Origin of the sequence: Teichococcus coralli, from assembly GCF_009829925.1 — a bacterium.
GTDB classification, from domain to species: Bacteria; Pseudomonadota; Alphaproteobacteria; order Acetobacterales; family Acetobacteraceae; genus Pseudoroseomonas; species Pseudoroseomonas coralli.
Map to the genome: position 1 here is coordinate 19,391 of NZ_SNVJ01000013.1, position 19,255 is coordinate 38,645.

Sequence of the window (19,255 nt, forward strand, 5' to 3'; positions counted from 1 at the left end):
CGCTCAACTGCTTGAGGATGTTGTTCGATTGCATCGGGAGGGAGATTTCAACCGTGCCGAGTATCTTCTCCGCGAGGCGCTTGACCAACGGCCGCAGGACACCTTCCTCTGGAACGCGTTAGGCGTGACCTTGGCGGGCCTCGGGCGTCCGGCGGAAGCGGTGCCGTGCTACCGGCGCGCCATGCGCGGTGTCTCCGGCATGGATGCGCTCTGGACCAATCTCGGCAACGCGCTCACCCTCCTGCGCCAGCACGAGACGGCGCTCGCCTGCCATGCCCACGCGCTGGCCCTGGCGCCCGGCAACGGCGGCCACCGCTACAACCATGGCATCTCGTTGGCGGAAGCCGGCCGCCATGCCGAGGCGGTGCAGGCCTTCACGGCGGCGCTCGCCCGCCAGCCCGGGCATGACATGGCGCGCTGGGACCGCGGGCGCAGCCTGCTCCACCTCGGCCGCCTGGCCGAGGGTTGGGCGGATTACGAGGTGCGGCTGGAGAACGGGCTGGTCGCGCCCCGCCCGCTGCCGGGCAGGCGCTGGGCCGGGCAGGCGTTCCATGGGCAGCGGCTGCTGGTCGTCTCGGAACAGGGCTTCGGTGACACCATCTGGGCCTGCCGCTACGCGCCGCTGGTGAAGGCGAGGGGCGGCAGGGTGCTGCTCGAATGCCAGCCCGAGCTGGCGCCCTTGCTGTCCCGCCTTGACGGGGTGGACGAGGTGGTGCCGCTTGGCGCCGCGCCGCCCGCCGCCGACTGGCACATCCACCAGTGCAGCCTGCCCGCCCTCTTCACGCCGGACGCGGCCGCCATCCCGCCGCTCCCCGCCCTGCCGCCGGAGCCCGCCCGCCTCGCCCGTCTCGGCGCCGCCATCACGGCGGATGCGCTGCGGGTCGGCATCGTCTGGTCGGGCAGCACCACCTTCCGGCGCAACCGGGAGCGTGCGCAGCCGCTTTCGCGCTTCCGCCTCGCCTTCGAGCAGCCGGGCGTGCAGCTCTACAGCCTGCAGATGGGTCCGCCGCAGGCGGAGCTGGCGCAGCTCGACGGCCACGGGATCATCGATCTCGCGCCGATGCTGAATGACTTCGCCGATACCGCCGCCGCCGTCGCGCAGCTCGACCTCGTCATCATGACGGACAGCGCCGTCGCCCATCTGGCGGGCGCGCTGGGAAGGCCGGTCTGGGTGCTGCTGGGACGCAACGCGCACTGGCTCTGGAGCGGGCAGGGCCAGGGCAGCCCCTGGTATCCTTCCCTCCGGCTGTTCCGGCCCCGCGCGGAGGAGGACTGGGACCACGTGTTCGACACGGCCGCGGCGGCGCTGATGGCGCTGGCCGCGGCCCACCACGGACGGTCGGGCGAGGGAAGCGCCTGACCGCGGGCGCTTCCGCTCCTGGCGGCCTTCTCCCGCGCCGGCCCGCCCGAGCGGATCCCGTTCCGCTGGCATCATCGGGACAGGTGAAAATGCTTGTCAAAACAAACAGCTAGAGCATTTCCCGTGAGCCGGAGCGAATGGAAGATGCTCTAGTGCAGCGGGGCGGCCTTCAGGAAGCGCTGGCGGTCGCCGGAGGTCACGTTGACCTCGAAGCGGTCGTCATCGCGCTCCAGCACCAGGGGAACGTCCACCCCCGCCTCGCCCAGCGCCCAGAGGGCGCGGAAGAATTCGGCTTCGTCGGTCACCGGCTGCTCGCCGACGGCCAGGACGAGGTCGCCCTTCCGCAGGCCGGCCCGCGCGGCGGGCCCGTTGCGGGCGACGCCGATCAGGATGACCTTCCCCTCCTCCGAGACGGCGGACACGCCGAGCCAGGGCCGCGGCGGGCGGTCGGGCCGGCCCAGGGCCAGCATCTGGTCGAGGATCGGCTTCAGCAGGTCGGTCGGCACGCTCATGTTGAGCACGCGCAGCTTGCCGTCGCCAGGGTCGTGCCCCAGCTGGATCGAGCCGATGCCGACAAGCTCTCCTTTCGGCCCGATCACGGCCGCGCCGCCCCAGAGCGGATGGGCGGGCGCCGTGTAGATGGCGTCCTCCAGGAGATACTCCCAGTAGCCCACGAAGGGCTGCCGGGAGACGACCTGCCCGGCCAGCGCTCCGGCCTGGCCGCCCGCGCCGGCGAAGACGATCCGCTCGCCCGGCCGCACCGCGCCGGAGTTCCCGAGCGCCAGCGGCGGGATCCCGAGCCGGCCCAGCGCCTGGACCAGGCCGAAGCCGGTGACCTGGTCGTAGCCCACCACATGGCCGGGAACGACGCGCCCTTCCGCCGTGGTGAGCCAGACTTCCTCCGCCTCGGTGATGAGGTAGCCGATGGTGAGCAACAGCCCGTCGTCCCGGATCAGCACCGCATGGCCGACCCGCTCCGTTCCCAGCGTTCCGGCGGTGAAGGCGTCGTCGGGAACGCGGGCGCGCAGGGTCACCACGGCGCGCAGCGCCCGGTCGAGGTCGTAGCCGTAATCCTCCGGCCGCGGCTGGAGGGAAGGCGGGACGGATTCGTCCCGTTCTGGCTGCACCATGGTCCACCTCCAATCTCTGCTGGCCTCACGACGGTCCGGCCGGCCGGGGCGCGACATCTCCGCGGGCCCGCCGCTGCCGGTCCGGTGCCGCTGCGGCCCATTCAACCCCCGCGGCCTCAGCGGGAAGAACGCAAAAGATCGGGCGGGCGCATCGCCGGGACGGCGCGAGAGTTTCGCCCGGCCCGCCTCAGTCGTCCGGCGCCCCCCGCACCTTGTCGGAAACGCCGGGCGGGTTCGGATAAAGGTCGGAGGGCACCTTGGCGTCCGGGTTCCGGGTGGTGCCGCCCTGCTGCACCTGTGCGGCGGTGCGCTTGCTTTCCGGATCGGCGCTGTTCATCCGCGCCGTGTTGCCGCTCGGTGCCGGCTTGTTCTCGGCCATGTCGTTCCCGCCTCCCTTTTCCCGACCTTCGCGAGAGGAAAGCGGGGCGCCCGGCCCGGGTTGCCGGGCGGGCCCGATTCAGGCGGCGTTCGCCTGCAGGAAGCCATAGTCGGTGTAGCCCGCCGGCCCCTCCGCATAGAGGGTCGTGGTATCCACCTCGTTCAGCGGCGCGCCCTCGCGCAGGCGGCGCGGCAGGTCGGGGTTGGCGATGAACTTCAGCCCGAAGCCGACGGCGTCCGACCGGCCCTCCGCCACATCCGCCGCCGCCGCCTCCGGCGAGAAGCGCTCGTTGGCGATGAAGGGGCCGCCGAAGGCCGCCTTGAGCCGCGGCCCGATGCGGTCCGGCCCCGCGTGCTCGCGGGCGAAGAGGAAGGCGATCCGCCGGCGCCCCAATTCGCGTGCAACATGGGAAAAGGTGCCGGGAAGGTCGCTGTCGCCCATGGTGTGGGAGTCGGCGCGCGGCGCCAGGTGCATGCCGACGCGGTCGGCGCCCCAGACGCTGATGGCGGCGTCCGTCACCTCCAGCATCAGGCGGGCGCGGTTCTCCACCGGGCCGCCATGGGCGTCGCTGCGGCGGTTGGTGGAATCCTGCAGGAACTGGTCGAGCAGGTAGCCGTTGGCGCCGTGGATCTCCACGCCGTCGAAGCCGGCCCGCAGCGCGTTCTCGGCGCCCTTGCGGAAGGCAGCGACGATGCCGGGGATCTCCTCCGTCTCCAGCGCGCGCGGCGTGACATAGGGGCGTTGCGGCCGCACCAGGCTGACATGCCCCTGCGCGGCGATGGCGCTGGGGGCCACCGGCAGCGCGCCGTCCAGGTAGGCCGGGTCGGAGATGCGGCCGACATGCCAGAGCTGCAGCATGATGCGCCCGCCGGCGGCATGCACCGCCGCCGTGATGGACTTCCAGCCCTCCACCTGCTCCTCCGACCAGATGCCGGGGGTGCGCGGGTAGCCCACGCCCATCGGCGTGACGGAGGTGGCCTCGGACAGGATCAGTCCGGCGGAGGCGCGCTGCACGTAATAGTCCCGCATCAGCGGCGTCGGCACGCGGGTATCCGGCGTGGCGCGGGTGCGGGTGAGCGGCGCCATGACGACGCGGTTGGGCAGTTCCAGCGCCCCCATTTTGATGGGGTCGAACAGGCTGGCCATGGGCACTAGTCTCCTGGATCGGCCGCCGGCGCGGCGCGCCGGGCGTTGTTCGATGAATATCGAATGACCGTGGTGTGGGGAGGAAGGAAACCGGATGCAAGAGCACTATCCGCACCCGGAGATGAAGACGGTGCAACTCGCCGAGGTCCTGCATGCCCTGAGCGACCCGCTGCGGCTGCGCATCGTGGCGGCGCTGGCGGCGGGCGAGGAGCGCGGCTGGGGGGAGTTCGACGCGCCCGTCGCGCCCTCCACCCTCTCGCATCACATGAAGGTGCTGCGGCAGGCCGGGCTGGTGACCCATCGGCGGGACGGCACGCGCTGCATCGTCGCGTTGCGCCCCGAGCTGGAGGAGCGGTTCCCGGGATTGCTCGGCACGGTGCTGCGGCTGGCGCCGGAGAAGATGGGCGCGTGAAGTCTGGCGCGTGAAGGCTGGCGAGTGAAGGCTGGGGGGGGCGGAGTTCCTCCAGACCCCCATCCGTTCCCTTCGCTTCCGCCAGCCTCAGCCGGGCGGCGCGCCCAGCGCCACGGCGGTCACGCTGTTGAAGGGCGAGCCGTCCACCAGCTTGGTGCTGGTGACCAGATAGACCAGCACGCGCTTCTCCGTGTCCACGATGCGGGTCACCGTCAGCGCCTTGAACAAGGGCGAGGCGGACTGGCGGAACACCGACTCGGTCTGCGGCAGGCCGCCCGGCAGGCCCACCGGCCCGGTGGCGCGGCAGGCGATGCTGAAGCGGGATGGGTCCTCCGCCAGGCCCACCCAGCCGGAAAGGCCACCCGTGTCGGCCCGCGAGACGTAGCAGGAGACGTTCGGCACGCGCGGATCGTCGTAGCGCTCGACCACCACCTTGTCGTTGGGCCCGACCAGCCGGAAGGTGGTGCTCACCTCGCCCACCCGCGTCTGCGCCGCGGCCGCCAGCGGCAGGCAGAGCGCCAGCGCCCCGCCGGCCAGCGCCCGCCCCTTCATGACTTTCCTCATCGCCGGTTCCTCCTTCCCTTGGCCCGGGCCGCCATGTCACGGCCCAGGCACAGTTTGATACGTTCCGCCCCCGAGGCCGCGCTATGCTGGCGCATCATGCAGTTCCTCACCGACTTTGCGGACCAGGCGGTCGTCCTCCCCGCCACCCTGGCCCTGATGCTGACGCTGATGGCCACCGACTGGCGGCGGGGCGCCTTGTGCTGGGGCCTCGTGGTGACCGCCACGCTCGGCCTGATGCTGGTGCTCAAGCTGGCGGCCTATGTCTGGCCTGCCGCTTTCGCCGGCTGGGGCCTGCACAGTCCGAGCGGCCATGTCGCGGCGGCGGCCATCCTGTATGGCGGCCTGGCGGCGCTGTTGCTGGAGCGTCGTGCCCTGGCGCTGCTGATCGCCTGCGGGATCGCGCTGGTGATCGCGATGACGCGGCTCCTGCTGCGCCACCATAGCCTGCCGGAAGTGGCGGTGGGCGGCCTTGTGGGGCTGGCCGGCGTCGTGGTGCTGCTCCGCCTGACGCCGCCGGCGCCGCGCACGGTCTCGCGGGTCGCGCTGGCCATGGCGGTCCTGTCGGTGGCCGTGCTGATGCACGGGGAAAGGCTGCACGCCGAGCCGGCCATCCGGCACACCGCCGAGCGCCTGGTGCGCCTGTTCTGAAGCGAGGCCGGGGGGGAAGCATCCGCTCTCCCCCGGTTCCGTCCGGTGCCGGGCCCGGGGAGCCGCGCGGCATTCCCCGGCCGCTTCCTCAGCCGACGAAGTCGCTCGGCGGCACGCCCTCGCCGCGCACAAAGAGGGCGACGTTGCGGAACATCTGGTTGATCGTCTTCTCGAAGTTGTCCGCCGCCATGGCGGCGATGTGCGGCGTTGCCACCACGTTGTCGAGCGCCAGCAGCGGATGGCCGGCCGGCGGCGGCTCGGTCTCATAGACATCGGTGGCGGCGCCGAGGATCTCCCTGGCGCGCAGGGCCTCGGCGAGATCCTGCTCGTTCACCACGCCGCCGCGTGCCACGTTGATGAGCACGGCGCTGCGCTTCATGCTCTGCAGCGCGGCGCGGTCGATCAGGTTCTGGGTCTGCGGCGTCAGCGGGCAGTGCAGGGAGACCACGTCGGCCTCCCGCAGCAGCTCCGGCACGGTGGCGTGGCGGACGCCGAGCGCCTTCTCCTCCGCCGGGTCCAGCCGGCTGGTCTTGTTGTACAGGATCATGCCGCCGAAGGGCGCGAGCAGCCTCGCGACGTTCTTGCCGATGGCGCCGAAGCCGATGATGCCGACCGTCTTGCCCGAGAGCATGAAGCTCGGCTTCGGCATGGTGGTGTTGCGCCACTCGCCGCCCCGCAGCGAGCAGTGCCCCCAGGCCAGGTTGCGCAGCAGCGCGATCATCAAGCCGAGCGTGAACTCGGCCACCGGCATGGCGTTGCTGCCGGTGGTGCGGGCCACCGTCACGCCCTGGGCGCGCGCCGCCTCCAGGTCGAAGTTGTCCACGCCGACGCCCCATTTGTGCAGCAGCCGGGCCCGCGGCGCGGCGCGCAGCAGTTCGGCATCCACCGGGATCTGCCCGGAGATGATGACATCGGCCTCGGCGACAATGGCGAGCAGGTGCGCACGGTCGCGCCCTTCGGCATGCTCCAGCACCAGCCCGGGCGGGAGCAGGCCCCGCATGCGGCGCGCGGTCTCCGCGCTGATGGGGTCGAGCACAACGATCTTGCTGGTCATTCCTGGGCCAAGTCCTGCTTGCGGTCTGCGGAGCGGCGGCGTGGGGCGCCGTGCCTGGCCGCCGTGCCTAGCCTGGGTGCAAAACCTGTGCCTCGCAAGCCATCCCTCTCCGGGTTGCCGCCTTCACGGGCTCTGTTCATGATGCAAGGCCTCGAAGAACAAGGGGCTTCACAATGATCCGCTGGAAAGAGGCACTGCTCGGCCTCGCCGGGCTCGCCGCCACCGCCCTGCCCGCCGCCGCGCAGGACGGCAACCCGCTGACCCTGATGGCCTATGCGGGCATCTTCCGCGAGAACTACGCGGAGGCCGTCGTCAAGCCGTTCGAAGCCGCGAACGGCGCGCGGGTGCAGTACTTCGAGGGCGGCACCAGCTCGCAGATGCTCGGCACGCTGCGCGCGCAGAAGGCCGACCCGCAGGTGGACGTCGTGGTCATGGACGTCACCACCGCCGCGCTCGCCTGCGCCGAGGGGCTGGTGGAGAAGCTCTCGCCCGGCACCCTGCCGGTGCTCAACGACCTCGACCCGCAGGCACGGCAGGCCGGCGGGGAGTGCGGCCCCGGCGTCACCTTCGATCATCTGGTGATGGTCTATGACAGCCAGTCGGTGAAGCCGGCGCCGACCCGCTTCGAGGCCATGGCCGACAAGGCGCAGAAGGGTGCCGTCGGCCTCGCCGCGCCGCCCAACATCCAGGGCCTGGCGCTCACCGCCATCCTGGCCAAGGCGCATGGCAAGGACTGGAAGGACATCTCCGCCGCCCTGCCCACGCTCAAGGCCATGGCGGCCAACACCCAGACCTTCGACCCGAAGCCCGACGGCTACAGCATGATCCTGAACGACCAGATCCGCTTCGCCACCGGCTGGAACGCGCGCGCGCAGCTCTACCACGACCAGTCCAAGGGCCGCCTCGGCGTGGTGCTGCCGGAGGAGGGCACCGCCTTCCAGATCAACACCATCAACCTCGTCGCCAACAGCAAGCACCGCGACGCGGCGCTGGCCTTCATCCGGCACGCGCTCTCGCCGGAGGCGCAGAAGGCCTTCACCGAGCGGATGTTCTACGGCCCCACCAACACCAAGGCGCAGGTCTCGCCCGAGGCCATGCAGCGCACCGCGCTGGCGCCGGAATACCGCGCGCGCGTCATCGGCCTGGACTGGGACGAGATGCTGAAGCTGCGGGACAACTGGAACCAGCGCTGGCGCCGCGAGGTGATCTCGGCCGCGCCGCGATGAGCGGGGCGGCACCGCACCTGCGGCTGGAGGGCCTGACGCGCCATTACGGAGGCGCTCCCGCCCCGGCGGTGGACGCGGTCTCGCTGGACCTGCCGCGCGGCGCCCTGCTGGCGCTGCTCGGCCCTTCCGGCTGCGGCAAGACCACCACGCTGCGCATGATCGCCGGGCTGGAGCGGCCGGATGGCGGCCGCATCCTGGTCGGCGGCCAGGACGTCACGGCGCTGCCGCCGCACCGGCGGCAGATGGGCGTGGTGTTCCAGTCCTACGCGCTCTTCCCGCACATGACGGCGGCGGGCAACGCCGCCTTCGGGCTGGAGATGCGCGGACTCGGCCGGGCCGAGCGCGCCCGCCGCGCCCAGGCGGCGCTGGAGATGGTGGGGCTCGGCGCGCTGGCCGGCCGCCGCCCGCGCCAGCTTTCCGGCGGGCAGCAGCAGCGCGTGGCGCTCGCCCGGGCGCTCGCCATCGAGCCCGAGCTGCTGCTGCTGGACGAACCCCTCTCGGCGCTCGACGCCAAGCTGCGCGAAGGCGTGCGGGACGAGATCCGCGCGCTGCAGCAGCGCCTCGGCACCACCACCGTCTTCGTCACGCACGATCAGACCGAGGCGCTGGCCATGGCCGACCTCGTGGCGGTGATGGATGCCGGCCGGGTGGAGCAGCTCGCGCCGCCGGAAGAGATCTTCGAGCGGCCGGCGACGCGCTTCGTCGCCACTTTCGTCGGCCGCGCCGCGCGGCTCGCCGGCAGGCTGGAGCCGGGCGGCGTGTTCCGCTGCGGCGGAGGCCTCGCGCTGCGCAGCGCCTCCGGCCTGGCGCCCGGCCCGGCGGAGGCCTTCCTGCGCCCGCACCGCGTCCGCCTGCTGGCGCCCGCCGAGGCGCCGCCGCCCGGCTTCGACAACCTGCTCGACGCCACGCTCGCCCGCCGCACCTATACCGGCGAGGTGATCGCGCTGGAAACCGAGACAGCCGCCGGCCCGGTGATGGCGGAGCTGCATGCCGGCACCGACGAGGCCTGGCGCGGCCTCGCCCCCGGCGCGCCGCTGCGCCTCGCCTTCCGCGCCGCCGACCTCGCGGTGTTTCCCGCGCCATGATCGGCTGGCTGCTCGCCGCCCCCGCGCTGGCCGTGCTGGCGCTCGCCTTCCTCTGGCCGATGGCGGGCCTGTTCCGCATCAGCCTGAACCGCACCACCGAGACCGGCGCGATGGAGACCGCGCTGACCACCGAGAGCTACGGCAAGCTGCTCGGCGACGAGTTCATCCGCGAGCTGGTCTGGAACACGCTGGTGCTGGCCGGCAGCTCGGCCGCCATCGCGGTGGCGCTGGCGCTTCCCGTGGCGCTGATGGTGCGCGCCGCCTCGCCCCGCTGGCGCGGCCCGCTGGCGCTGATGGCGATCGCGCCGCTGCTGGTCTCCGGCACGGCGCGGCTGATCGGCTGGATGGCCATCCTCGGCGACAACGGCCTGATCAACGCGCTCCTGATGGGCCTTGGCCTGCGCGAGACGCCCTGGCCGCTGATCAACAATTGGACCGGCGTGCGCATCGGCCTCGTCGAGAGCCTGATGCCCTATGCCGTGCTGGTGCTGATCGCCGGGCTGGGCCGGCTCGACCCGCGCCTGGAGGAGGCGGCGGCGACGCTGGGCGCCGGGCGGGTGCGCACCTTCTTCCGCGTGACGCTTCCGCTGGCCGCCCCGGCGCTGCTGGCCGCCTGGCTGCTGGCGCTGGTGCTCGGCATCTCCGCCTTCATCACGCCGCGGCTGATGGGCGGCGGGCGCGTCTTCGTGCTGGCAACCGAGATCTACGACCAGGCGCTGGAATACGTGAACTGGCCGGCCGCCTCGGCGTTGGCGATGCTGCTGCTCGGCGGGCTCGTGCTGCTGATGCTGCTGCGTGCCGCGGTGGCGAAGTTCGCGGGAGGGCGCGCATGAGGCCGAGCTGGATGCTGCGCCTCTTCGCCGCCTTCGGCCTGCTGGTGCTGCTGGCGCCCGGCGCGCTGGTGCTGGTGGTCAGCTTCAGCGCCGGGGATTTCCTCACCTTTCCGCCGCCCGGCTTCTCGCTGCGCTGGTACGAGGCGCTGTTCACCCATGCCGGGCTGATGTCGGCGCTCGCCACCAGCGCTCTCCTGGCGGCGGCGGTCTCGGCGCTGGCGCTGCTGGTCGGCGCGCCGGCGGCCTATGCCATCGCCCGGCTGGATTTCCCGGGCCGCGGCGTGCTCGCCACCCTGCTGATGGCGCCGCTGCTGCTGCCCACCCTGGTGCTCGGCCTCGGGCTGCTGCTGGTGCTGCAGCCGCTCGGCCTCGTCGCCACCTGGCCGGGGCTGATGCTGGGGCACAGCCTGGTGGCCATCCCCTTCGCCGTGCGGATCATGACCACCGCCTTCGCCGCCGTGCCGAAGGAGCTGGAGGCCGCCGCCTGGACGCTCGGCGCGACGCCGCTGCGCGCCGCGCTGCGCGTCACCCTGCCCAATGCGGCGCCGGGGGCCATCGCCGCCGGGGTGCTCACCTTCCTCGTCAGCTTCGACGAGACGGTGATCAGCCTGTTCCTGGTGGGGCCGCGCCTGACCACCCTGCCGGTGGAGATGTTCCGCTACGCCGAGCGCACCACCGACCCGCTGATCGCCGCCCTGGCGATGAGCCTGATCGTCTTTGCCCTGCTCATGGTCGCCGTCGTCGAGCGGCTGATGGGCTTCACCCGTGCCATGGGACGTGACTGATGCCGAAATACGTTGTCGAGCCGATGCCCGCGCCGATCAGCGCCGAGGTCGTCGCCCTGCTGGAGCAGACGGAAACCGCGACCGTGGGCCACTGGCGCCACTGGGGCTTCGTGGACCGCCGCATCCAGGGCGTGCTGCGCCGGCGTGTCGCCGGCACGGCGGTGACGCTGCAGATCCCCGGCCCCGACTCCACCCTGCTGCACCACGCCCTTGGCCTGCTGCGTCCGGGCGACGTCCTGGTGGTGGACCGGCTGGGCGATGACCGCCACGCCTGCTGGGGCGGCGGCGTGACGGTCGCCGCCAAGGCGGCCGGCGCCAAGGCCGGCGTGGTGGACGGCCCCTGCACCGACATCGAGGAGATCGAGGCCTCCGACTTCCCGATGTGGTGCCGCGGCATGGCCCCCATCACCACCCGCATCTACGACCTGGGCGGCCGGCTGAACGTGCCGGTCTCCATCGGCGGCACCGTGGTGATGCCGGGCGACGCCGTGCTCTGCGACGACAGCGGCGTGCTGATCCTGCCCCCCGGCGAGGCCGAAGCCGAGGCGCGCACCGCCATCGCGCGGCAGGAGCGGGGGCTCGGGAACCAGGACAAGGTCGCCAAGGGCGCGAAGCTCGGGGATCTCTCGGGGGCCAGCGCGAAGGTGCAGGCGGGGCTGGCCTGAAAAGGCAGCACCGCGGAAAGAATGGGGGAGTGAACTCCCCCATCCCCCCTCCTTTTTCTGTCAGTTTCCGGGGCTGCCTTGAGGCAAGGACACCGCCGACGATCCGCGCGGCGGTGGCAGTCGCCGGGGTTGCTCCAGCCCCGGCGTGGGTCCGCCCCACCGGCGCAACAGACGGATAGAAAGGAAAGAGGAGGGGGCCTGGGGGAGCATTCATTCTCCCCCAGTTTTGCCCGTGCTCCTGCCCATACACATTCCCTGGGCGGCTTAGAGGACCGCCCTGGATTCTCCCTCGGCCGCGTTCTACGCCGCGTTCCGCCGGCGCAGCGCGACGGCCTGCCGCGCCAGTTGCAGCACCGCCGCCCGCGCCACCACCATGTCCGGGATGGGCCGGTTGGCGGAGCCTGATTTCCCCTGCTTCTCCGCCTCCAGCAGCGCCGTGCCCGCCGCCGCCAGCAGGTCCGGGTTCCACAGCCGCAGCGCCTGCTCGAAGCCGGGCTTCAGCCGGAAGAACACCGGCGGCCGCAGCGCCTCCAGCGCGCCGGCGGCACTCTGCCCGGAGGTCATCCCCAGCGCGGCCAGATGCAGCCGCTGCACATGCCGCAGCGCCGCGCGCAGCACCATGATCGGGCTGGCACCCTCGGCGAAGGCGGCATCCAGCGCCCGGTCGGCGGAGGCGACGTCGCCGGCGGTGGCGGCCACCAGCGCCTCGTCCAGGTCGAGCGCCGAGCCGTCGCCCCCGCAGGCCATCACGTCCTCCTCGGAGAGCCGGCCGCCGGCGCCGGCATAGAGGGCCAGCTTCTCCACCTCCCGGCGCAGCAGCATGCGGTCCTCGCCGAGGCGGGCGGCCAGCCATTCCAGCGCGGAGGGTTCCGCCGCCACGCCTTCCGCCTGCAGCATCCGCGCGATGCTGCCGGCCAGCTCCGCCCCGCGCTCGCGGTAGCAGGCAATGACGGTGGCATCCGGGGCGGGCTCCAGCAACGCGCGCAGCTTGGCGCGGGCGGGCAGCTCGCCGGCCTCCAGCACCAGCAGCGCCTCGCCGGGGCCGGCCAGCGCCTCCTTCACGGCGGCGGCGAGGCCGTCGGCGGCGTCGCGCACCCGCACCAGGCGGCGCCCGCCGGTCATGGCGAGCGCGGCCATCTCGCCGGCCAGCGCCCCGGGCTTCGCCGCCGCCTCACGCGGCAGGTCGGCCAGGCGAAAGGGGTCGTCCCCGCCGATGACGGATTGCTGCAAGGCTTCGGCGCGCTCGCGGACCAGCCCCGCGTCGTCGCCGTGCAACAGCACCACGCGGCAGGCGCCGGGCTGGGCGAGAAAGGCGGCGATGCGGCGCTGGTCGAGCTTGGCCAAGGCGGCGAAAACCCCTTCGCGGCCTGCCTCAGGTACTCTGCCGCGTGCGCAACTGGGCGGAAAGCCGCAGCACCATATCCTCCGCCAGCTGGTCGATCAGCCGCTGGACGGTGGCGTCCCGCGCGAAGTCGGCGGCGAAGAACTGGTTGTCCGGAATGTCGAAGGCGTCGAAGGCCTGCTCCGTGCCCTGCGCCAGCTGGGCCGGCGGGGTGTTGAGCGAAACCAGCAGCCAGCCCGCGGTGGCGGTGAGGCGTGTGCGGGTCGCGGTGCCGTCGCGCCGGAAGCCCTCCGCCTCCGCGCCGAGCAACAGGCTGACGCGCAGCTCCTGCGTCGGCGTGGCGGCGCCGAAGCGTCCCAGCCGCTGCTGCAGCGCCCGCCGCATCAACTGGCCGCCGCGCTCGGGGATCAGCGCCACCCCCGTGGAGGCCAGCACGTCGCGCACCCCGGGATCGGTCACCGAGGCGGTGCCGTCCCGCGGCGCGTAGAGCGGGCGGAAGCCGCAGCCGGCCAGCGTCAGCCCCGCCGCGCCCAGCACCAGCAGGCGGCGGCGGGCGGCGGAAGCGGGCCCTTGCTCAGACAACGAAGTTGACGATCCGGCCCGGGACATGGATGCGCTTCCTAATGGGGCGCCCGGCGATGGCGCGCTGGACATTCTCCTCCGCCTCGGCGGCGGCGAAGACACTGGCCTCGTCGGCGCCGACCGGCACCTCGATGGTGCCGCGCAGCTTGCCGAGCACCTGCACGGCCAGCGTCACGCTGTCGGCCTTCGCCAGGCCGGCATCCGACTCCAGCCAGGGCAGCCCGGCCACCAGCCCGGCGCCGGGGCGCAGCAGGGACCACAGCTCCTCCGCCAGGTGCGGCATCATCGGGCTGATCAGCCGGGCGGCGGCCTCCAGCGCCTCGCGGCGCGCGGCGCCATCCGCCTCGCCCGCCGCCTCGATGGCGTTGGCGAACTCGTGGATGCGCGCGACGGCGACGTTGAAGGCGAAGCTCTCCAGCGCCTCGGTGACGGCGGCGATGGTGCGGTGGGTGGCGCGGCGCAGGTCGCGCGCGGCGCCCTCGGCCGGCGCGGCGCCCGGCGGCGGCAGGGCGGCGGCGGCGCCGTTCACCAGCCGCCACAGGCGCTGGCTGAAGCGGGAGGCGCCGGCGACGCCCGCCGCCGTCCACTCCATGTCGCGGTCCGGCGGGTTGTCGGACAGGATGAACCAGCGCGCGGTATCGGCGCCGTACTGGTCGATGATGGCGCCGGGGTCGATGGTGTTGCGCTTCGACTTCGACATCTTGTCGTTGCGCGAGACGGTCACCGCCAGGCCGGTGGCCCTGTCGGTGGCGCTGGTGCCGTCGGCGGCGACCTCCACCTCGTCCGGCGCCAGCCAGCGGCCGTCCTGCGACTTGTAGGAGGCGTGCTGCACCATCCCCTGGGTAAACAGGCCGGCGAAGGGCTCGGCCACGCCCACCTGCCCCATGCTGTGCAGCGCGCGGGTGAAGAAGCGCGAATAGAGCAGGTGCAGGATCGCGTGCTCGATGCCGCCGATATACTGGTCCACCGGCAGCCAGCCGTTCACCGCCGCCGCCACCAGCGGCGTGCCCGCCTTCGGCGCGGTGAAGCGCGCGAAGTACCAGGAGCTGTCCACGAAGGTGTCGAAGGTGTCGGTCTCGCGCCGCGCCGCCGCGCCGCATCGCGGGCAGCCGACGTGCTTCCAGGTGGGGTGGTGGTCCAGCGGGTTGCCGGGCCTGGCGAAGTCCACGTCCTCCGGCAGCGTCACCGGAAGCTGCTCGTCGGGCACTGGCACCACGCCGCAGGAATCGCAGTGGATGACCGGGATCGGGCAGCCCCAGTAGCGCTGGCGGGAGACGCCCCAGTCGCGCAGGCGCCAGTTCACCACGCCGTTGCCGGCGCCGGCCTTCTCCAGCGCATCAATGGCGGCCCGCTTGCCCTCGGCGGTGCCGAGCCCGTCCAGGAAGCCGGAATTGTAGAGCGTGCCGTCCTCGGTATAGGCGGTGTCGCCGATGCTGAAGCTGGCGGGGTCCGCGCCCGGCGGCAGGATGACCGGCGGCACCGGCAGGCCGTATTTCCGCGCGAAGTCGAGGTCGCGCTGGTCGCCCGAGGGGCAGCCGAAGATGGCGCCCGTGCCGTATTCCATCAGCACGAAGTTGGCGATCCAGACCGGGTAGCTGGCGCCCTCGATGAAGGGGTGCCTGACCCGCAGCCCGGTGTCGATGCCGCGCTTCTCGGCCTGCTCGATGGCGGCCTCGGAGGTGCCGAGGCTGCGCACCTCGGTGACGAAGGCGGCGACCTCGGGGCTGCGCGCGGCGGCGGCGGCGGCCAGCGGGTGGTCGGCCGCCACGGCCAGGAAGCTCATGCCGAACAGCGTATCGGGGCGGGTGGTGAAGACCTCCACCTCCTCCATGCCGGCGGCCGGCTCCTCCAGCGCGAAGCGGACGCGCGCGCCCTCGCTGCGGCCGATCCAGTTGGCCTGCATCAGCTTCACGCGCTCGGGCCAGCGGTCCAGCCCGTCCAGCGCCTCCAGCAGCTCCGGCGCGAACTTGGTGATGGAAAGGAACCACTGGGAAAGCCGCTTCTTCTCCACCAGCGCGCCCGAGCGCCAGCCGCGCCCGTCGATCACCTGCTCATTGGCCAGCACGGTGTGGTCCACCGGGTCCCAGTTGACCGAGCTTTCCTTGCGCTCGACGAGGCCCGCCCGCAGGAAGTCGAGGAACAGCTTCTGCTGCTGCCCGTAGTAGGAGGGGTCGCAGGTGGCGAACTCGCGGTCCCATTCCAGGGAAAGGCCCATGCGCTTCAGCTCGGCGCGCATGGTGTCGATGTTCTGGTAGGTCCAGGCCGCCGGGTGCACGCCGCGCTCGCGGGCGGCGTTCTCGGCCGGCAGGCCGAAAGCGTCCCAGCCCATCGGGTGCAGCACCTGGAAGCCGCGGGCGCGCTTGTAGCGCGCCACCACGTCGCCCAGCGTGTAGTTCCGCACATGCCCCATGTGGATCTTGCCGGAGGGGTAGGGGAACATCTCCAGCACGTAGTACTTGGGCCGGCTGCCATCCGGCACGTCGGGCACGCTGAAGCAGCGGGCGTCGTCCCAGGCGTGCTGCCAGCGCGGCTCGGCACTGGCGAAGTCGTAGCGGGCAGGTGTGGCAGCGTCGTTCATCGGACCCGGCGATCAGGGGGTGGGGCGATCAGAAGTTCCAGGGAAGGGATACGGTCTTGGCGCCCGCAAGGAAAGGGCGGCCGGGCGGATGGCTGCCATCCGCCCGGCCCCTGTTCATCCTGCGCCCGGTCCCGCGGCCATGGGCGGCCGGCGCCTCAGCGCGCGGCGGTCTGGCTGCGCAACTCGCGGGCGCGGGCCAGGATCTGGTTTTCCATGTCCGTGTTGGTGGTGGGCGCAACCGGCGCGTCCACCCAGCCGCCATTGTGCAGCTCCTGGCGGAACACCGAGACCCGCACCCCGTCCGAGCGGAGCTGGCGGCCGAGGATATAGGCGGTGGCGCGGAAGCGCTCGGTGGGCGTGGCCGCCGGCGAGTACCAGTCGGTGATGATGACGCCCCCGAAGGGATCGGCGGAGGAGAGCGGCAGGAAGGACAGCGTGTCCAGCGTGGCCCGCCAGAGATAGGCGTTCACGCCGAGGCCGCCCTCCTGCGAATCCGCCTGCTGGGAGGAGCGGTCGGTCCCGAAGATCAGGATGCCGTCCGACCCGGTCAGCCGGCCCTGGACACGGGCCCGCTTGCTGTCGTCGTAGTATTCGTCGTTCTTCACCTCGCGGCCATAGCCGCAGGCGGTGACGGTGAGGATCAGCCCGAAGGCGAGGAGCTTGCGCATGGCGGCCGCACAGTAGGCGGCTGGCAAGCCCAGGCAAGCGCAAAAACGAAAAAGGGCGGCGGGTTGCCCCGCCGCCCCTTCGCGAACCGATCCCCGGGGGATCAGAAGGCGATGCGGGTGCCCAGGATGAACACCTTGGCCTCGGTGTCGACGCCGTTGGTGCGGGCGGCGTTGGAGGCATTCTCCTCCTTCGTGCCCTGCGTGTACTCGGCGACCAGCGCCAGGCCCGGCGCCAGGTTGTAGTTGGCGCCGACCGACCAGGCCTGGTCCTTGCGCTTGTTCGGGTTGTTCTGGTTGCCGGCGCTGCGGACGTCGAAGAAGTTCGCGCCGACCGTCAGGTTGGAGATGGTGTAGGCCACGCCGGCCACCCACTGCCGCATGTCGCGATCGTCAAGGCCCGGGCCCTGCGCCAGCAGGCCGAGGCCGGCGTTGGAGCGGCCGAAGGCGTAGTTCGCGCCGGCGGTGAAGCCGTAGGCGGTCGCCTGCAGGCCGAACACGCCGACGCTCAGGCCCTCGCCCGAGAGGCCGGTGGTGTTCTTGGTCGCGCCCGAGCCGATATAGCCGGCCAGGCCCGCGATGCCGACGCCGCCGAACGAGCCGCGGTAGCGGACCGCCGCCTGCACTTCGTTCTTGCGGCGCAGGGTATAGGCGGAGGCGATCGAGGAGTCGTAGCGGTCGCAGTTCGCGCCCACGGCCTCGCAGCCGCTGTCCTCGCCTTCGCCGTCGTTGAAGCCGAAGCTGGCGCCGAAGTCGAAGCCGAAGAACTGCGGCGAGGTGTAGATGATCTTGGTGCTGTCGTTCAGGCCGCCACCGACGAAGTAGGACGGACGGTTGTTGCCGCCGACCACGTTGTCGAGCCAGTCGCCGTCGATACCACCCGTGCCGAAGCTGGTGATCCAGCCCGTGGCCAGGGCGCCGAGCACCACGCCGTCCTCGTCACCGAAGCGCAGCTGGCCGGCCTGCGGCGAGGACACCCACACGTACATCTCGTCGGTGTCGAGCTGGTTCTTGCTCGAGACGCCCGGGGTCGCCTGGCGGTTGAAGTCGTCCTGCACCTCGATGGTCGCGCCGTAGGACACGCCGTTGGCGGCCTTGCCCTGCACGATCACATGGATTTCCATGTCGGAGGCGAAGTCGGACTTGCCGAGGTTCGCGGCCGGGGTGGACACGCCATCCTGGTCGGTGAAAGCGTAGTTGAAGCGGAAATAGCCGCCGACGCGAACGGTCGGGGCTTCCTGCGCCGCCAGCGGGGCCGCCCCAAACACGGCGGCCGCGGCAACGGCGGTGGTCGCCAACAGAATCTTGCGCATCCCTAGTCCTCCTCACGCGCCGGGGCGTCCCGGCTGGTCCCGCGGCCTGTCTGCCCCCCTCGGCAGGGCCCTGTAGAACAATGCTCACAGGGCTGTCAGGCCTGCGGCGGACTATGGTTCAGGCATATTGAGACGGGCAATGCTCCGCTTGTGGTGATCGCGACTTCCTTGAGACACTGTGGCTCCGGTGCAACAGGGCCGTGATGGCCGCCAGGCCACAGGCCGGTGGCGGCACCCGGCCCGCTGTGGCCGCGACGATGCCGCCAAGCGCCACCACGGGCCGCCCCGCCCGCCGCGCCAGGGCCGCCCAGCGCCAGGGGCCGAGCGCCGGCGCGCCGGGATGGCTCGGGGTCGGGAAGAGCGGCGAGAGAAAGACCAGGTCGGCGCGCAGCCGCGCCGCGCGCGCCAGCCCGGCCCGCCCATGCGCCGCCACGGAAAGCCGCGCCCAGGGCGCCCCGGCCCGGCGGGCCCGAAGAAAAGGCAGCATTTCCAGAGATGTGGCCCGATCCGGCCAGTGCAGCCCGGTCCGCAGGGCAAGCGCCGCCCGCGCCTCGCCGCCGATCAGCAGCACGCCCCTGCGGCGCCGCTGCAGCCGCGCGAGGTCCGGGCGCAACGCCGCCGCCACCCCGCGCGCCACCAGGCCGCTGCCGCGCGGCAAGGCAGCGAGCGCCCGGCGCGGATCGGGCAGGCGGGCGGGGTCGCTGAACAGCCAGAGCCGGGGCAGTGGCGTTCGACTCGGAAAGCGCCCTGGCTTGAGCCGCATCGCCGCCGCTTCTACGGTCCGCACACCATGTCCTCCATTGCCGAAAACCTGCAGCGCGTCCGGGAGCGAGTCGCCGGCGCCTGCGCCCGCGCCGGCCGCGACCCGGCCTCCGTCACCCTGGTGGCGGTCTCCAAGTTCCATCCCGCCGAGTCGGTGCGGGAGGCCCTCGCCGCCGGGCACGCCAGCTTCGGCGAGAACCGCGTGCAGGAAGCGGCGGCCAAGTTCCCGCCGCTGCGCGCGGAACATCCCGCGTTGCGGCTGCATATCATCGGTGCGTTGCAAACCAACAAGGCGCGCGACGCCGTGCGCATCGCCGACATCATCGAAAGCCTGGACCGCCCGAAGCTGGCCGTCGCGCTCGCCGAGGCGATGGCGAAGGAAGCGCGGCGCCCGCATCTGCTGGTGCAGGTGAACATCGGCCGCGAGCCGCAGAAGGCCGGAATCGACCCCGACGCGGTGGCGGAGTTCGTCGCCGAATGCTGCGAGGCGCACGGCCTGCCGGTGGAAGGGCTGATGTGCATCCCGCCCGCCGGGGAAGACCCGGCGCCGCATTTCGCCCGCATGGCCGGGATGGCGGCGCGGCTCGGCCTGCACACGCTGTCCATGGGCATGAGCGGCGATTTCGAAGCCGCCATCGCGGCCGGCGCCACGCATGTGCGCGTGGGCACCGCCATCTTCGGGGAACGGCACCCGTAGCGGGGGAGGCGCCGCCTCGCCCGCGCCCC

Annotated in this window: 20 protein-coding genes; 9 read left to right on the forward strand and 11 right to left on the reverse strand. The window is 72.4% G+C overall.

Going from position 1 to position 19,255, the window contains the following annotated elements:
* The first annotated feature begins 28 nt into the window (after positions 1 to 28).
* Positions 29 to 1,360: a tetratricopeptide repeat protein gene (locus tag E0493_RS14835; protein WP_160937934.1), complete on the forward strand. Its 1,332-nt coding sequence runs from the start codon at positions 29 to 31 to the stop codon at positions 1,358 to 1,360.
* A 149-nt stretch (positions 1,361 to 1,509) separates the two neighbouring features.
* Here the strand turns inward: E0493_RS14835 and E0493_RS14840 are convergent, their stop codons facing one another.
* From E0493_RS14840 to E0493_RS14850, 3 genes are all read right to left on the reverse strand, one after another.
* Positions 1,510 to 2,490 carry a S1C family serine protease gene (locus E0493_RS14840; RefSeq protein WP_160937936.1) on the reverse strand — a complete coding sequence of 327 codons (981 nt, stop codon included), beginning with the start codon at positions 2,488 to 2,490 and terminating at the stop codon, positions 1,510 to 1,512.
* A gap of 187 nt (positions 2,491 to 2,677) precedes the next feature.
* Positions 2,678 to 2,869 (reverse strand): hypothetical protein, encoded by a 192-nt coding sequence (locus E0493_RS14845; protein WP_160937937.1) that lies wholly within the window; start codon positions 2,867 to 2,869, stop codon positions 2,678 to 2,680.
* A gap of 78 nt (positions 2,870 to 2,947) precedes the next feature.
* Entirely contained in the window at positions 2,948 to 4,015 is a 1,068-nt protein-coding gene (locus tag E0493_RS14850; protein WP_160937939.1) for an alkene reductase, read from the reverse strand.
* A gap of 94 nt (positions 4,016 to 4,109) precedes the next feature.
* Between E0493_RS14850 and E0493_RS14855 the strand changes: the two genes are divergently transcribed.
* Entirely contained in the window at positions 4,110 to 4,427 is a 318-nt protein-coding gene (locus E0493_RS14855; protein ID WP_160937941.1) for an ArsR/SmtB family transcription factor, read from the forward strand.
* Between the two features lie 87 nt (positions 4,428 to 4,514).
* On the opposite strand, the gene E0493_RS14860 is transcribed toward E0493_RS14855, so the two are convergent.
* The gene (locus tag E0493_RS14860) at positions 4,515 to 4,991 is read right to left on the reverse strand and encodes a CreA family protein (RefSeq protein WP_160937943.1); all 477 of its coding nucleotides are present in this window, start codon (positions 4,989 to 4,991) and stop codon (positions 4,515 to 4,517) included.
* A gap of 96 nt (positions 4,992 to 5,087) precedes the next feature.
* Here E0493_RS14860 and E0493_RS14865 point away from each other — a divergent pair, with 96 nt between their 5' ends.
* A complete protein-coding gene (locus E0493_RS14865; protein ID WP_160937945.1) occupies positions 5,088 to 5,639 on the forward strand; it encodes a phosphatase PAP2 family protein in 552 nt (183 codons plus the stop codon).
* An 88-nt stretch (positions 5,640 to 5,727) separates the two neighbouring features.
* Here the strand turns inward: E0493_RS14865 and E0493_RS14870 are convergent, their stop codons facing one another.
* Positions 5,728 to 6,693, reverse strand: coding sequence for a 2-hydroxyacid dehydrogenase (locus tag E0493_RS14870; protein ID WP_160937947.1), 966 nt, complete (start codon positions 6,691 to 6,693; stop codon positions 5,728 to 5,730).
* A gap of 173 nt (positions 6,694 to 6,866) precedes the next feature.
* Between E0493_RS14870 and E0493_RS14875 the strand changes: the two genes are divergently transcribed.
* From E0493_RS14875 to E0493_RS14895, 5 genes are read left to right on the forward strand one after another with little or no spacing between them, the layout of a single operon-like run.
* Entirely contained in the window at positions 6,867 to 7,919 is a 1,053-nt protein-coding gene (locus E0493_RS14875) for an extracellular solute-binding protein (protein ID WP_160937949.1), read from the forward strand.
* Positions 7,916 to 9,004 (forward strand): ABC transporter ATP-binding protein, encoded by a 1,089-nt coding sequence (locus E0493_RS14880; RefSeq protein WP_160937951.1) that lies wholly within the window; start codon positions 7,916 to 7,918, stop codon positions 9,002 to 9,004. The genes E0493_RS14875 and E0493_RS14880 overlap by 4 nt, the downstream gene beginning before the upstream one ends.
* Positions 9,001 to 9,837: an ABC transporter permease gene (locus E0493_RS14885; protein WP_160937953.1), complete on the forward strand. Its 837-nt coding sequence runs from the start codon at positions 9,001 to 9,003 to the stop codon at positions 9,835 to 9,837. The genes E0493_RS14880 and E0493_RS14885 overlap by 4 nt, the downstream gene beginning before the upstream one ends.
* Positions 9,834 to 10,622, forward strand: coding sequence for an ABC transporter permease (locus E0493_RS14890; RefSeq protein ID WP_160937955.1), 789 nt, complete (start codon positions 9,834 to 9,836; stop codon positions 10,620 to 10,622). The genes E0493_RS14885 and E0493_RS14890 overlap by 4 nt, the downstream gene beginning before the upstream one ends.
* Positions 10,622 to 11,287 carry an RraA family protein gene (locus tag E0493_RS14895; protein ID WP_160937957.1) on the forward strand — a complete coding sequence of 222 codons (666 nt, stop codon included), beginning with the start codon at positions 10,622 to 10,624 and terminating at the stop codon, positions 11,285 to 11,287. Before E0493_RS14890 ends, E0493_RS14895 begins: the two co-directional genes overlap by 1 nt.
* Before the next feature lie 300 nt (positions 11,288 to 11,587).
* Here the strand turns inward: E0493_RS14895 and holA are convergent, their stop codons facing one another.
* From holA to E0493_RS14925, 6 genes are all read right to left on the reverse strand, one after another.
* Complete coding sequence (gene holA / locus E0493_RS14900) at positions 11,588 to 12,631, reverse strand: DNA polymerase III subunit delta (protein ID WP_160937959.1); 1,044 nt, start codon at positions 12,629 to 12,631, stop codon at positions 11,588 to 11,590.
* A gap of 28 nt (positions 12,632 to 12,659) precedes the next feature.
* On the reverse strand, positions 12,660 to 13,211 hold the full coding sequence (lptE, locus tag E0493_RS14905) for an LPS assembly lipoprotein LptE (RefSeq protein ID WP_160937960.1): 552 nt from the start codon (positions 13,209 to 13,211) through the stop codon (positions 12,660 to 12,662).
* Positions 13,204 to 15,789, reverse strand: coding sequence for a leucine--tRNA ligase (gene leuS / locus E0493_RS14910; protein ID WP_160937962.1), 2,586 nt, complete (start codon positions 15,787 to 15,789; stop codon positions 13,204 to 13,206). Before leuS ends, lptE begins: the two co-directional genes overlap by 8 nt.
* 155 nt (positions 15,790 to 15,944) lie before the next feature.
* The gene (locus tag E0493_RS14915; protein WP_160937964.1) at positions 15,945 to 16,457 is read right to left on the reverse strand and encodes a DUF3576 domain-containing protein; all 513 of its coding nucleotides are present in this window, start codon (positions 16,455 to 16,457) and stop codon (positions 15,945 to 15,947) included.
* A 101-nt stretch (positions 16,458 to 16,558) separates the two neighbouring features.
* Positions 16,559 to 17,767 carry a porin gene (locus tag E0493_RS14920; RefSeq protein ID WP_160937966.1) on the reverse strand — a complete coding sequence of 403 codons (1,209 nt, stop codon included), beginning with the start codon at positions 17,765 to 17,767 and terminating at the stop codon, positions 16,559 to 16,561.
* 118 nt (positions 17,768 to 17,885) lie between these two features.
* Positions 17,886 to 18,530, reverse strand: coding sequence for a thiamine phosphate synthase (locus E0493_RS14925; RefSeq protein ID WP_160937968.1), 645 nt, complete (start codon positions 18,528 to 18,530; stop codon positions 17,886 to 17,888).
* A 27-nt stretch (positions 18,531 to 18,557) separates the two neighbouring features.
* Here E0493_RS14925 and E0493_RS14930 point away from each other — a divergent pair, with 27 nt between their 5' ends.
* Entirely contained in the window at positions 18,558 to 19,226 is a 669-nt protein-coding gene (locus E0493_RS14930) for a YggS family pyridoxal phosphate-dependent enzyme (protein WP_160937970.1), read from the forward strand.
* Positions 19,227 to 19,255: the final 29 nt, after the last annotated feature.